Annotated in this window: 11 protein-coding genes; 6 read left to right on the top strand and 5 right to left on the bottom strand. The window is 29.3% G+C overall.

Going from position 1 to position 13,798, the window contains the following annotated elements:
- Window positions 1-194 precede the first annotated feature (194 nt).
- The 3 genes from PVA18_RS01275 to aspS all read right to left on the bottom strand — a co-directional run bounded on the left by PVA18_RS01275 (window position 195) and on the right by aspS (window position 3,468).
- The gene (locus PVA18_RS01275) at window positions 195-692 is read right to left on the bottom strand and encodes an RDD family protein (protein ID WP_045804828.1); all 498 of its coding nucleotides are present in this window, start codon (window positions 690-692) and stop codon (window positions 195-197) included.
- Window positions 689-1,324, bottom strand: coding sequence for an HAD family hydrolase (locus tag PVA18_RS01280; RefSeq protein WP_231568505.1), 636 nt, complete (start codon window positions 1,322-1,324; stop codon window positions 689-691). Before PVA18_RS01280 ends, PVA18_RS01275 begins: the two co-directional genes overlap by 4 nt.
- A gap of 371 nt (window positions 1,325-1,695) precedes the next feature.
- Window positions 1,696-3,468, bottom strand: a complete 1,773-nt coding sequence (gene aspS / locus PVA18_RS01285) for an aspartate--tRNA ligase (RefSeq protein WP_045804827.1) — start codon at window positions 3,466-3,468, stop codon at window positions 1,696-1,698.
- Between the two features lie 413 nt (window positions 3,469-3,881).
- Between aspS and PVA18_RS01290 the strand changes: the two genes are divergently transcribed.
- The 4 genes from PVA18_RS01290 (at window position 3,882) to PVA18_RS01305 (ending at window position 8,905) form a co-directional block, all read left to right on the top strand.
- Window positions 3,882-4,472 carry a BON domain-containing protein gene (locus tag PVA18_RS01290; protein WP_045804826.1) on the top strand — a complete coding sequence of 197 codons (591 nt, stop codon included), beginning with the start codon at window positions 3,882-3,884 and terminating at the stop codon, window positions 4,470-4,472.
- Between the two features lie 332 nt (window positions 4,473-4,804).
- A complete protein-coding gene (gene gshB, locus PVA18_RS01295) occupies window positions 4,805-5,746 on the top strand; it encodes a glutathione synthase (protein ID WP_045804825.1) in 942 nt (313 codons plus the stop codon).
- A gap of 643 nt (window positions 5,747-6,389) precedes the next feature.
- Window positions 6,390-7,217, top strand: a complete 828-nt coding sequence (locus tag PVA18_RS01300; RefSeq protein WP_045804824.1) for a cell division protein FtsQ/DivIB — start codon at window positions 6,390-6,392, stop codon at window positions 7,215-7,217.
- A 272-nt stretch (window positions 7,218-7,489) separates the two neighbouring features.
- Window positions 7,490-8,905, top strand: coding sequence for a sigma-54-dependent transcriptional regulator (locus PVA18_RS01305; protein WP_045804822.1), 1,416 nt, complete (start codon window positions 7,490-7,492; stop codon window positions 8,903-8,905).
- Between the two features lie 342 nt (window positions 8,906-9,247).
- Here PVA18_RS01305 and PVA18_RS01310 read toward each other — a convergent pair whose 3' ends face one another.
- Window positions 9,248-10,228 (bottom strand): NAD(P)H-dependent glycerol-3-phosphate dehydrogenase, encoded by a 981-nt coding sequence (locus PVA18_RS01310; protein ID WP_045804821.1) that lies wholly within the window; start codon window positions 10,226-10,228, stop codon window positions 9,248-9,250.
- Window positions 10,229-10,450: 222 nt separating this feature from the next.
- Here PVA18_RS01310 and PVA18_RS01315 point away from each other — a divergent pair, with 222 nt between their 5' ends.
- Window positions 10,451-11,383: a tyrosine recombinase XerC gene (locus PVA18_RS01315; protein WP_045804820.1), complete on the top strand. Its 933-nt coding sequence runs from the start codon at window positions 10,451-10,453 to the stop codon at window positions 11,381-11,383.
- A gap of 418 nt (window positions 11,384-11,801) precedes the next feature.
- On the opposite strand, the gene purM is transcribed toward PVA18_RS01315, so the two are convergent.
- The gene (gene purM / locus PVA18_RS01320) at window positions 11,802-12,836 is read right to left on the bottom strand and encodes a phosphoribosylformylglycinamidine cyclo-ligase (RefSeq protein ID WP_045804819.1); all 1,035 of its coding nucleotides are present in this window, start codon (window positions 12,834-12,836) and stop codon (window positions 11,802-11,804) included.
- A 155-nt stretch (window positions 12,837-12,991) separates the two neighbouring features.
- Between purM and PVA18_RS01325 the strand changes: the two genes are divergently transcribed.
- On the top strand, window positions 12,992-13,624 hold the full coding sequence (locus PVA18_RS01325) for a histidine phosphotransferase family protein (protein WP_045804818.1): 633 nt from the start codon (window positions 12,992-12,994) through the stop codon (window positions 13,622-13,624).
- Window positions 13,625-13,798 lie beyond the last annotated feature (174 nt).

The raw sequence follows: 13,798 nt of genomic DNA on the forward strand, positions 1-13,798 counted from the left end.
ACGCATCAGTAGTATGGGTAGTGTAAAAATATTAAGTAATGTGTATGTAAACACTGTATTTATTATATAATGGAAATGTATGATTTAACTAATAGTAATATGTTGTAGTAACATTGTAATATGGAGATATGACTAAGGTGTGTCTGTTATGTTTATTATGACATGGGGTTACCATTGATAGTAATAGCTCAATCTTAAAATTGTTTATTTTCTACTACTGTGGTATTAAATATAATATCATGAAAAGTTTGACGCTTTTGTGAAAACAAAGCAATTAAATACCAACATGCTGATGCTATTAATGTTAGCATAGTAATCAAAGATATAATACTTATTATGAAGCTATTATTAATGTTCATATTTACGATTTGTATATTTATCATTAGGATAGCAGGACAAAGAAATTCTGATAATGATCTGTCGAATGCTAACCAAGTGTCAATTTTTTTATGATCACAACGTATAGTGTATATATTAAATATTTTTTGTCCAATAGATGCTTGTGTTTTAGAAGATAGGAAATATGTATAATAGTAACAGCTACTTAACATGTTAAAAATAAATGGTATGATTGTTATATCATTTGTTAACAATACGATGGGGTAGTTAAGTAATGATATAATTATATGGTCAATAATACTTGCTAACACCCTTTTTACTGTATTTGCAATTTTAATTCTTTTTGTACTCATATGTTTATTAATTGACAGATAAAATGACGAATATCATCGAAATTTTTAAAAGAGAGAATATTATTTACAGTGGTAGTGCTCCCATATTTTATAGGTAGGCATCCTGCGTCAGTAGCACTTTGGATATCTGATGCGCTATCTCCTATGAAAAATACTTCTTTGCTTGGTTGGACGTTTATATTTGTTAATGCTGCTAATACTGGTTCAGGGGATGGTTTGGTAGCTCCTGTATCTCCAGCACCGATTATAGAATCAAAATAGTGTGTTAGATTTTTATGATGTACCTCAGACCGTAAATTTTTGCCGTTTTTATTGCTTACTATTGCCATAGTTATATTATTTTCTTTCAAGGTGTCTAATAGTTCAATCGCTCCATCGTTTAGTATAAAGCTGTCTAATTCTTGTGATTTCTCTAAACTATTTTCATATAAAGTAATTGCCTCTTTCCACCTTTTTCCTAAGAATGTAGCGAGGTATTTTGGTATTGTGGAACTTGGAATAAGATCCAGATCTATATTTTTATGTCCCATCTTATCTAATACTTGATTGAAAGTTATACGGTTAATGTTGATGCTAGTATTAATTAACGTATTATACCAGTCAAATATTACTGTAGTTGGTTGTTTTATCATTATATTTAAATTTCTAAATTACCATTTTTGTGAAACATTTATTAAGATTCTATTAAAGTCAGGATTATTTTCAATGTTTAATTGACCTTTGGTGTCAAGAATTATAACTATCATTGTATTCTTGGCTTAGGAATTAGCGTATTTAATTAATTTAATGTGTAATATTTTTACTGTTGTAGTGTTACCAGTGCTTAATCAGATGAAGAATGTCAATATAGTTCAAAATTTTTATGATATTTAAGATAGTAATTTTAGATCCTTCTTATCTATTTCTAATGACAGCTCTATGAATAAATTTTTCCAGGTTAACAGTAGGAAACAAACTACTTGTCTGTAGTTATTAGTATTTAAGAGCATATTAAAATCTGTATTTAGGACTTTTTTATGATGCTTAATGATAGCAATTTCAGGTGTTCCTTATCTATTTCTGATGGAGATCCCATGAGTAAATCTTCACCGGATTGATTAAGTGGAAAACAAATTACTTCTCTAATATTTGTTGCATCTGCTAATAACATTACCATACGGTCTATTCCTGGAGCAATTCCTCCATGTGGTGGTGCTCCAAATTTAAAAGCTTGAGTTAAAGAATTGAATTTTTGATCTACCATTTCTCTAGTGTATCCAGCTATAGAAAATGCTTTGTACATAATGTCAAGTTTATGGTTACGAATAGCACCGCTAGAGATTTCTATCCCATTACAAACTATATCATATTGATGTGCAAGTATACTTGAAGGATCTTGGTTGTTCAAAGCCTCTAATCCTCCTTGTGGCATTGAAAAAGGATTGTGAAAAAAGTTAATGGACTTTTCCTTCTTATCATACTTGAAGTATGGGAAGTCAATAATCCAACAAAACCTAAAGGTATCTTTTTCGATTAAATTGAGCTCTTTTCCTAGTATAGTTCTTACTTCTCCTGCAAATTCTGCAGCTTTGTCTTCTGTCTCTGATACAAAAAATACGCTATCTCCAGGTTGTAAACTGCAGATAGATTTGATTTTATTTAATCTTTCTTCATCTAGAAATTTAGCTATAGGTCCTTTTGCAGAATAATCATCATTAAAAGTAATGTATCCTAACCCTTGTGCTCCTAGCATTTTTGCAAATTCAATCTTATTGTCAAAAAAGTTTCGTGAATTGGCTGCTGTATTAGGTGCTGGTATTGCTCGCACTACCATTCCCTGTTTTATATTTGAATTGAATATGTTAAATTGCGAATCTCTGAATATTTCTGTAACATCTTGGATTATTAACGGATTCCGCAAATCTGGTTTGTCTGATCCGTAATGTAACATTGCATCATAATATGATATTCTTGGGAATTCTTTGTGAATAGTTTTGGTTGAAAATTTACTAAATACATTTAGTAATACTGGTTCAATAACATTAAATACGTCTTCTTGGGTAACAAAGGACATTTCGATATCTAGTTGATAAAATTCTCCAGGTGAACGGTCTGACCTTGCATCTTCATCTCTAAAACAAGGTGCTATCTGAAAATATTTATCAAAACCACTAACCATTAATATTTGCTTAAATAGTTGTGGCGCTTGAGGTAAAGCATAAAACTTACCATGATGGATGCGACTTGGTACTAAATAGTCCCTTGCTCCCTCTGGAGATGATGATGTTAAAATAGGGGTTTGTATTTCAATAAAACCCATACTTTCCATGCTTTTTCGTAATTCTGCAATGACTTTAGACCTTAAGATAATATTGTTCTTCACTTTGTCGCGTCTTAAATCTAAAAACCTATACTTGAACCTTGTATCTTCAGGATAATCTTGTGTTGATGCAATACTCATTGGTAAGATATTTGCTTCTGTTTCAACAGTAACATGTTTTACTACTACTTCAATAAGCCCTGTACTAACTGCAGTATTTATAGTAGAATTATCTCTAGCGACTACTAACCCTTTTATTGTAATTACACTTTCCAACCTTAGATTAGTAATTAATTGGAAATTCTGATTGTCGGATTCGTTAAACACTAATTGTGTGATTCCATAATGATCACGTAAATCGACAAAAATAATTTTTCCATGATCACGCTTTCTGTATACCCAGCCAGAAAGGGTGACTTCCTGATTTATGTGTTCTTCTCTTAATTCATTGCATAAGTGTGTTCTATATATGTTCATAAAAATCTGTATTTTTAATGCAAGTTTATTTTATACGATAATGAATACATTAAAAGCATTTTTGAAATATTATTATTGAGTAATTTTTAAAATTCGTGGTTTAATTTTTTTTTTTATTTTTAATGTATTCATGTAACATTATGATTGTTCAAGAAATGTAAAGTTTGATTTATGTTAGTAAATAAATATAGTCATTTTGTACATAATTAAGTATTTTAACAAGTAAGCTTAAATAACACTTGTTCTTACGCTCGCTTGATTAGGTAGTTTTACTAGATTTTTAGCAGAACATTATAATTACCAAAGTATTAAAGTGTCTTATATCTTAAAAAGGTATAAAATATTTTACTATTTACACACTATGAAAAGTTGTATAGGATAAAACCTATCGCTTTATGCTTTTACTGTTCCATATGCGTTTTTTAGTAAATTTTTTGTTACTAACTTTGTTGATTGTGAGCCAAACTGGTTGCTCAGGAATAATGGCTGGTCTTGCTGTTACTACAGGTGCAATTATTACGTTACAAGATAAGTCAGTTGGTGATACTATAGATGATACAGCAATATTAATTAGAGTTAATAAAGAACTGTTTAAGGTAGGGTTATTTCCTCAAGTGACTGTTAAAGTGAGTGAGGGACGTATATTACTGATAGGGCATGTAAAATCGTTGGATGATCAAATAAAAGCTGAAAAGGTTGCGTGGCAGCAAAAGGATGTTAGGGAAGTTGTTAATGAAATAACTGTAGATAAAAGCGCAATTGATCTAAAAGAAACAGCTATTGATGCTATGATTAGTGCTCAAGTTAAAGCACGGATTCTTTCTCAAAGTAAGGTTAGGTCTATGAACTATAGTGTAAACACGATAGATGGAACTGTTTATTTAATGGGTATAGCTCAGGATCAAGAAGAGTTAGATAAGGTTGTGTCAATAGCACAGAAAGTAAAAAAAGTAAAGCAAGTAATTAGTTATGTAAGGTTAAAAGATAGTAAATTGCGTAATTAATTATTCGCTATCAATTCTAATAGATTGTTATTGTATATAAAATGATTTTGTATGTATGATGTTTTATTAGTGGGTGATTTAAGCTGCATATTTAATATAAGATACGTTGGCCTGTATGCTGCAAATGTAGTTTTGTGTTAAATATTGTATGCGTTAATATTGTGATAGATTATTCATTTTAATATAAGTAATGCTTATAAGGTTAAGTTGTTATCTACTGATAATCTTTTTATGTTTCGATATCTTATGAATCTTGTTATTCTAGTTTTATAATGAAAGTCTTTTTTTGTAAAGAGTCGTTAACTTAGTAAGTTTGGAATGTAAGGAGATATATGGCGCTAGTTGTTGCTTTTCAGATGGATAAAAATGTTGTTGTTGATAAAGATCTATCAGTTAAGTTTATACAAGAGGCGCAAAATAGGGGACATACTGTATTCTTTTATTCTCCTAATCAATTGGCAATGAAAGGTAATGTTCCAATTGCTAAAGCTTGCTTAGTAACTGTAAAGGAAAAAAGATTACAATGTGCTGATGTGCAAGAATTGTTACTTGAAGATATTGATATAATTTTTATACGTCAAAATCCACCGGTTGACATGCGTTATATTACGAGTACCTATATTTTAGAGAGATTAAAAAGACCACTTGTGCTAAATAATCCTAAAAGTCTTAGAGATCATGCAGAAAAGTTATTACCTCTTTCGTTCCCTAAATTTATACCAGATACTGTCATTACTGAAGATCGTCTTGTATTACAGGATTTTTATCAAGAACATAAGGATATAATATTAAAGCCTTTATATAGTTATGGTGGAAATGATGTTACTAGGATGCATAGCAATGTTGATATTACAGTTGTAACAGAGTTAATGATAGAGAAATACAAATGTCCTATAATTGCCCAGAAATTTATATCAAACATCAGCAATGATAAGAGAATTATTATTCTAGATGGCAAGCCTATAGGAGTCTTTAAACGTAGAATATTGTCTAATGAGGTTGAAGAGATAAGGACTAATCTGAGAGTTGGATCGGTTCCAGAAGTTGCAACATTGTCAGACCATGATATGGATATATGTTTAGCTATAGAGCAAGAATTATTAGGAAAGGGAATTATATTTGTTGGAATTGATGTATTGGATGGGTATTTGATAGAAGTAAATATTACTTCTCCATGTGGTATTTTGCAAATTAATGAATTATATGGAGTGTATTTAGAAAAAAAATGTTGGGATTGTTTTGAAGAAAAATTTTATGAAAAACGCAGTAGTTAATAGATTGTGCTGTTTATGGAAATTAATAAGTTTTTATATTTAATATAGATCCTATTATTTTAAAAATATAGTTCATCAATGAAATTTTCTCATTATTAAATAATAAGTACAGTATATTTTTGTTTGCACATTTGTTTTTGTGATAGTTTTTTATATATAGAAAGTTGAAAAATTAATTCGAAGAATTTTCTGCAGCCTAATTATTAAATATGTTATTAAAAATAATCTTAACTTTTTTGTTAACCTATTATAGATTTTAGTATCAAAGATAATAATAAGTTGTTTCTCTATTAAAATTACAAGTTATTAGTTTGAGATGAATATAGGTAGTATGAGTTTATTGTTACCTTATAGCGCATTATATTTTGATATTATATATGATTTAGATTTGATATAATGTTGCAGCTATGGTGGTTTATACTAAGGTTAGTTAAGTAAAGTAGTATTTATTGCTTGAAAAGTTGATATAAATGTTTTAATCACATGAAATGTTCTATTAATGTTTTTAGGGTTAAATTTTTTGTGTAATAGGTATTCATATATATATATGAATTTTTATTGCTGAATTTTTTTAAGATGACCTGCTGTTAGGAGTTAGTACTTTAAACTGAAATTTTTAAGTTATAAGAGTTATGGTGTTATTATGAGAGAAATTGATGATCTTAAAGATATGGGTAATTATCAGTCCTTAAATAATGCTAATAGTATCACTGGTATGAATATTCTTAAATTAGTCAGGCGTTTTTTTATTCGCAAGCACTTAATTTTTTTTATGATAGTTGTTTTTAGTATAGCCTTTACGTATTTTTTTAAAGGTCAAATACTTAGTAAGTTACAAAATTGTGCTTTGATTGTATCAAATTATATGTCAGAGCAATTAGTTGGATGGGGCTTTTCTATTGATGAAATAGTTATTGATGGAAATAAATTTGTTACTTCAGACTGTATACAAGGGTTTATTAATGTTGATAGGTCTATCTTGTCTATGTCTTTAAGTGGATTACAGAAAAAAATAAAGGGTAGTAGTCAGTGGATTAAAGATGTTTCAGTGAAACGGTTATTGCCTAATATTTTGGAAATAAAAATTCTAGAGTATTTACCTTTTGCAAATTGGTATCATGATTATGGCAGTTCAATCATTGATGATACAGGGCATATTATTGTCAATAGTAATGAAGAACGAGATGATTTGATATCAATATATGGTAATGAAGCATTGAAAGATTTACATTTTGTGAAGGAGTTAATTAATGAGAATAGTGTTCTCAGTAATATGATTTCTTCTATGTCTTATGTTGATGATGGTTGTTGGGATATTATCTTATCTAGTGGAGTGAACATTAAATTACCCAAGGAAAATCCTTATAATGCTTGGAATAATTTACTTAATATATATGAAGCTTCTAATGAATTTTTAATTTGGAAAACTGTAGATATGCGTATCCCTGCTCAGATTAATATAATCGAATAATTTATTAACAATTAGTTATGATGAGCTTATAAAATTGATAATAAATTATATATTGCTATGTTTATTTGATTGTTAGGATGTATAGGAATCCTATATTTGATAAATTAATGATAATTATAACAAATTTTTATTATATGTTTAAAATTTATAGATTAAAAATAACGAATTTTATATATTGGTTGTTGATCATTAATGTGTATAGTAGTATTATTGGGTGTGCTTTTATGGAGTACACTGTGTTTTGTGGTGTTTCATCAGAATTATAGGTAATTATGGCACAGAATTTTGAAATGTCCAAAGAAAGATTGTATATTTCTGAAGTATTGGTTGTTGATGATGAAGTTGATATAAGAAATTTAATAAAGGATATATTAAGTGATGATAATTATGTAACTAAATTAGCAGTTGATGGGTTGTCTGCTATTAAGATGGCTTATGAAAAAGAGCCAGATGTTGTGTTACTAGATATATGGTTAAAAGGATCAGATATTGATGGATTAAGTGTTTTAGAAAAACTTAAGGAAAGGTATCCATATCTACCTGTAATTATGATTAGTGGACATGGTAATATTGCTACTGCTGTAAAATCTTTACATATGGGAGCTTATGATTATATAGAGAAACCCTTTACAGAAGGTAGGTTAAAATTAGTAGTTAAAAGAGCAATAGAATCTGGTAGGTTACGTAGAGAAAATGATGAATTAAAGTCGACATTTGAGGACTACGAGATAGTTGGCAACTCTTCTGTAATAAAAAACCTGAGGAGTATGATTAATAAGGCTGCTACTACATCTAGTCGTATTTTAATTACTGGATCGCCTGGTGTGGGAAAAGAGGTAGTTGCTAGGTTAATACATAAAAAGTCAAAAGGGTATGATACACCATTTATATCAATGTATTCATCTATGTTACCTGCAAATAATTACTTAGTTAATATATTTGGTAGTGAAGAAAGCAGTAATATCTTATCTCATAGAGTACCACCTCATATTGGCATAATAGAGCAGGCAAATCACGGGACACTGTTTATAGATGAAGTTACAGATTTAAGATATGATACACAGTTACGGTTACTTAGGTTATTACAAGAAGGAAAAATATATAGAGAAAACAGTAAAATTCCTGTAGGTGTGGATGTGAGAATTATTGTTTCATCTTCAAAAGATATAGAAAATGAAGTAAAAGCTGGGAAGTTCTGTGAAGATTTATATTATAGACTAAATGTTCTGCCAATCAGAGTACCATCTCTAGTGGAATATTGTACTGATATTCCGGAGCTGTGTAGATATTTTATGAATAGTATATGTAAGAAAATAGGATTATGTACATATATATTAAGTGATGAAGCTTTAATAGCCATGCAGTCTTATGAATGGCCAGGTAATTTACGTCAATTACGTAATGTTATAGAGTGGATATTAATCATGAAATCTCCTAAAGAGATTATTACTGCAAAAGATTTGCCGGTAGATATAGTATCAAATTCACCTATTAATGATGTTCTTAGTGCTAAAGTAATATCTATTCCACTTCGCCAAGCACGTGAGGAATTTGAAAAACAATATTTAAAAACTCAATTATCACGTTTTGGAGGTAATGTATCAAAGACTGCTGAATTTGTTGGTATGGAGCGTTCTGCTCTTCATCGAAAACTGAAAGTTTTGGGATTATGTAATATGTCTGAGTAACTTATATTTAGTATTTTTATATAGGATGTTATTTTATAATCTCAGTTAGTTTTCTTTAGGTTGGTTATATTCGTATTTGATTGAAAATGTTGTTATAATGAGTGAGATGTATATCTATAAAATGTTAGGTTTTTCATATGTTTATGTTTTGTAAAATCAAATGTAGATCTAGTTTGGTATTTTTATATTAGTTTATGTGTTTTATGTATTTAGCATTGTCCTCTCTAATAACATACAAGTAAATTGTATATAAGTATGTAATTAGTTTTGTTGGTAATGATCCTGAGTGTGTATTGTAGTATGGTATTGTCGCACTAAGTTTAAGAGTTTGCATTATATATCTTATAGTATGTCTGATATTATTTTATCTAATGGTGTATTTTTATAAAGTAAATTGTATATAGACGTGCAAATAGGTAATTCTATATTAAGTTCTTTTGCTAGCAATATCAGTGGTTTTACAGTACTAACGCCTTCTATGATTTTTAATTTATTGCTAAGCATTTTGCTTATGTCTGCACCTTGTCCTATTTCTATTCCGAAAGACATGTTTCGTGAATGTGCTGTGGTACAAGTTAATATTAAATCTCCAAGGCATGATGGACCAATTAAAGTTGAAAGATCGAGAGTCTTGTTTTTTGCAGTGTATAGATTCTTTATTTCTTTCATTCCTTTAGTTATAACAGTAGCTATAGCGTTGTTTCCTAGGTTTTTCCCTTTTATTATTCCACAGGCAATTGCGATTATGTTTTTTAATGCAGCTCCAATTTGTACTCCTAATACATCTTGGCTATACACTATTTTAAAAGTCTTACTGCTTATCTTTTTTGTGATTGATATACCTAAATCTTCATTTTCTCCTGCAAGCATTATAGTGCATGGTAGATCTTCTGCTATTTCTTTTGCAAAGCTTGGCCCAGATAATATAAAAATTGGGTTGTTTGGTAAAATTTCCTTTACTATTTCATTTGGGAATTTAAGAGATATGTTTTCAATCCCTTTGCTACAGATTAATAAAGGTGTTTTTTCAAATATATGTTGTTTCTTTTGTATGGAATAACATAGCGCACGCAATTGTTGTGTGGGTACTGCGAGAATAATGCAAATGTTATGATCTGATAATACTTCATCTATGTTACTACTTATAATTATGTTCTCTGGTAATTTGCGTGTTGGTAAATATTTAAGATTTGTGCGATGAGTTGCTATGGATTGCATATCTATGTAATTTCGTCCCCATAGGTTAACTGATATGTTATTTGTGGATAATGCAATTGCTATTGCTGTGCCAAATGATCCTGCACCTAAAATAGTGGTTTTCATCTTTTATCTACTTAATAAAGGACTTAGCTGGAGGCGATTATATATTATATATTATGTAGTGTTAAGAATTGAATTATTATTAATTATAGTATTAGTAATAAATGTTTAAAATGTTGATAGGGATAATTTGTTATTGGGAGATTTCTATCTCAATGTTCTGCATTTTGATATTTTTGTAAACTGCATAATGCGGTAAGTTAAAGTTTTTATGTTTTTTAGCGTATGAAAAGTCAAGATTTGTGTGTTATTATCAATGAATGGATATCTTGGATAAAGCAAGAGAGAAGATATTCGATTAATACAGTTGATTCTTATCTTAGAGATGTTAATAAATTTATCGAATTTTTATATAGGTGTACTTTACGTTCTGTTACTTTAGAGGATATTATTAATATAAAAGTTACAGATTTAAGAAAATGGTTTGCATTTAGATATCAGGCTAATATAGAAGCTGTGACAAATGCGAGATCTTTGTCAGCGTTGAAAAATTTTTTTCAGTATTTGTCACGTACTTATAATGTGGATAATCAAGCAATTTTTTGTTTGTCTAGACCAAGGCTTAAAAGCACTTTACCTAGAACGTTAGCTCAATCTCACATTCAAAGGATACTTGATTACTATAGTTTATTACACAATGATTGGATAGTTAAACGTGATTTCGCACTAATTATGCTCCTTTACGGGTGTGGTTTAAGGATTAGTGAAGCAGTAAATTTAAGGTTTCAAGATATTAGAGGAGATGAACTTTTAATTATTGGTAAGGGGAACAAGGAAAGAATCTTACCTATTTTACCTATAGTGCGTGAGAGTTTAGATGGATATATAAAATGTTGTCCATATCATGTAAAATTAAGTGCGGTTGGGAATGAATACGTTTTTGTAGGAGTTAATGGTAAAAAGCTTAGGAGGACTTATTTCGCAAATAGAATACAGAAAATTCGTAAAGAAATAGATTTACCTGATACTGTAACTCCTCATGCATTACGTCATAGTTTTGCTACACATTTATTTCTAGGTGGTGCGGATATTAGATCAATACAGGAATTATTAGGTCATGTTAATTTATCGACTACACAAATTTATACTCATTTGGATCATAAAAGTGTAATTGACCACTATAAGAATTTTCACCCTCAGGTTATAAAGAAAGAATAGTTACTTAATACATGTCTGAAAAGTGTGGATGAATAATTTTTATAAAATCTGATTATTTAGATAAAACTTTATCTACGTAATAATAGTAATAAAATACATAGTGTATAGGTGTTCCATTACTGATATTTATTTGCTGATTTAAGAGCTTGCTTAAGTATATTTGTTGGGATGCTGTGTTTTTATTTTCTGTATTTTATATATAATTGCATTTTTATAAGTGGAAAGTAAAAAATATATATAATTGCACTCTGATGTTTATTTGTCATTTTTAAGAGCTTGTTCAAATATATTTGTTATGGTGCTATACCATTTTCATTGTCTGTAATTCTGTACAATTACATGTTTATGGGTTGAAAGAATTAAACAATATGTATAATTCATTTTAGTGTTTATTCAGTTATTTTTAAGAGTGGTTCAGCTATATTTTGTTAAATACTACTTGGTCTTCAGTATTCCTTTCTGTAATTTTACCAATTTTGTATACAACTTCATCTGTAACTTTGAGGAGAGATAATGTTTGCTCTTCATTTTCTTGTGGTACAATTAATATCATACCAATGCCGCAGTTAAATGTTTTGAACATTTCCATTTGTGGTATTTGTACTTCAGTATCTAGCCAATGAAATATTTGTGGCATCTTCCAAGAATTTAAGTCAATGGTAGCTGATAGATGATTAGGAATAATACGTGGTATATTATATATGAATCCTCCTCCAGTAATGTGAGCTAAGCCATTCACTAATGAAATTATAGGTAGTAAGGAATTTACATAGATACGTGTAGGTGTGAGTAAATAGTTTGCCCATGTTTGATCAGACCAAGGACATACATCATGGTAGCTGATTTTATTGTCACTGATGATTTTCCTTATTAATGAGAAACCATTAGAGTGTAATCCAGTTGAAGCTAATCCAAGTATTATATCTCCGGTTTTTATGCTATGATTTTTTGGTAAAATATTATCTGCTTCAATAATACCTACTGTAAAACCAGCTATGTCATATTTATTATCGCTATACATTCCAGGCATTTCAGCAGTCTCTCCACCTATTAATGCGACATTTGCTTTTTTACATCCTACTGCTATGCTATTGATAATTTCTAAAGTAGTATCATGATCTATTTTACCCGTTGCGAAATAATCTAAGAAAAACAATGGTTCAGCTCCCTGTGCTAAAACATCATTAACGCACATTGCTACAAGATCTATACCAATAGTCTTATGATTATTTACTTCTTGTGCAATACATAATTTGGTACCAACGCCATCAGTTGAGGATACTAGAACAGGTTTGCTATATTCCTTTATTTTTGACATATCGAACAGTGCTCCAAAGGACCCTATACTGCCAACTACTTCTGGTCTAGATGTTGATGACGCGATTGGTTTGATTTTTTCTACTAGACTATTACCGGATTCAATATCAACTCCAGCGCTTGAGTATGTTTTCATAGACACCTTAATTTATGTGAAACTCATTTTTACAATTAATTAATCAGAATAGCATTAAATATTTGAACTTCATATAAAAAGTTGTTTACTAGTTAGTGTGGTTATTTTTTTGATAGATTAAAGTTAAAGAACATAATATTGAATATAGGATTTTTATGCAGAATAGTAAGATTTTATCAAACGTAGAGTTAGTGTCTGCAAGGTTGTTGCATGATCTAGCTGGATCTGTAGGAGTAATAGTAAATTATATAGAGTGTTTAGGTGATGATGAAAGCTTAGCTGAAGGTATGATACCTTTACTTTCTGATGCAGCTGATGATGTAATGAATAAGTTTAAACTATTGAAGCAAGCTTATAGTATTTCTGATGATAATGGTGATTTTAATGCCACTAAGCATAATATAAAAAATTATCTGAAGAGAAAAAAAATTATTCTTGAATGGGATGTCGATATACAGATTTTTGATATTGAGTTGGTTGAAAAAATCAATAAGTTACTTGCTAATATAACTATGATATTAATGTTTTTCATGATAAATGGAACTAAGGTAAAAATTGTACTGTCTAAGTCAGATAGTAATGGTTTATTTATAGAAACAATAGCTTCTGCACAAAAAATAGAAATGCACGAAAGTATTAAGAGTATTCTTGGTAGGGACATATCTAATCAAGAATTGAATACAAAGAATATTCAAGTAAATTTTCTAATGATGCTTTTAGATAGTTATAATGCAAAAATGACATATGAAATGCAGAACACTATTTTTAAGTTTTCTATATGTGTTTAGTATGAAGAATTTACTATTATAAATTAATTTATTTATATGCAGTGCTATGTATATGTACTGCATAGATTGTAGTAATTTGTAAATACAAACAATATTCTGAAAGTTATCTCTTATTGTTAAAAAGCAATGTGTGTTTGATAATTAATCAGGTACTACTAAAATATAAAAAATTAC

Origin of the sequence: Ehrlichia muris subsp. eauclairensis (assembly GCF_051097115.1) — a bacterium.
Classification (GTDB): Bacteria; Pseudomonadota; Alphaproteobacteria; order Rickettsiales; family Anaplasmataceae; genus Ehrlichia; species Ehrlichia muris.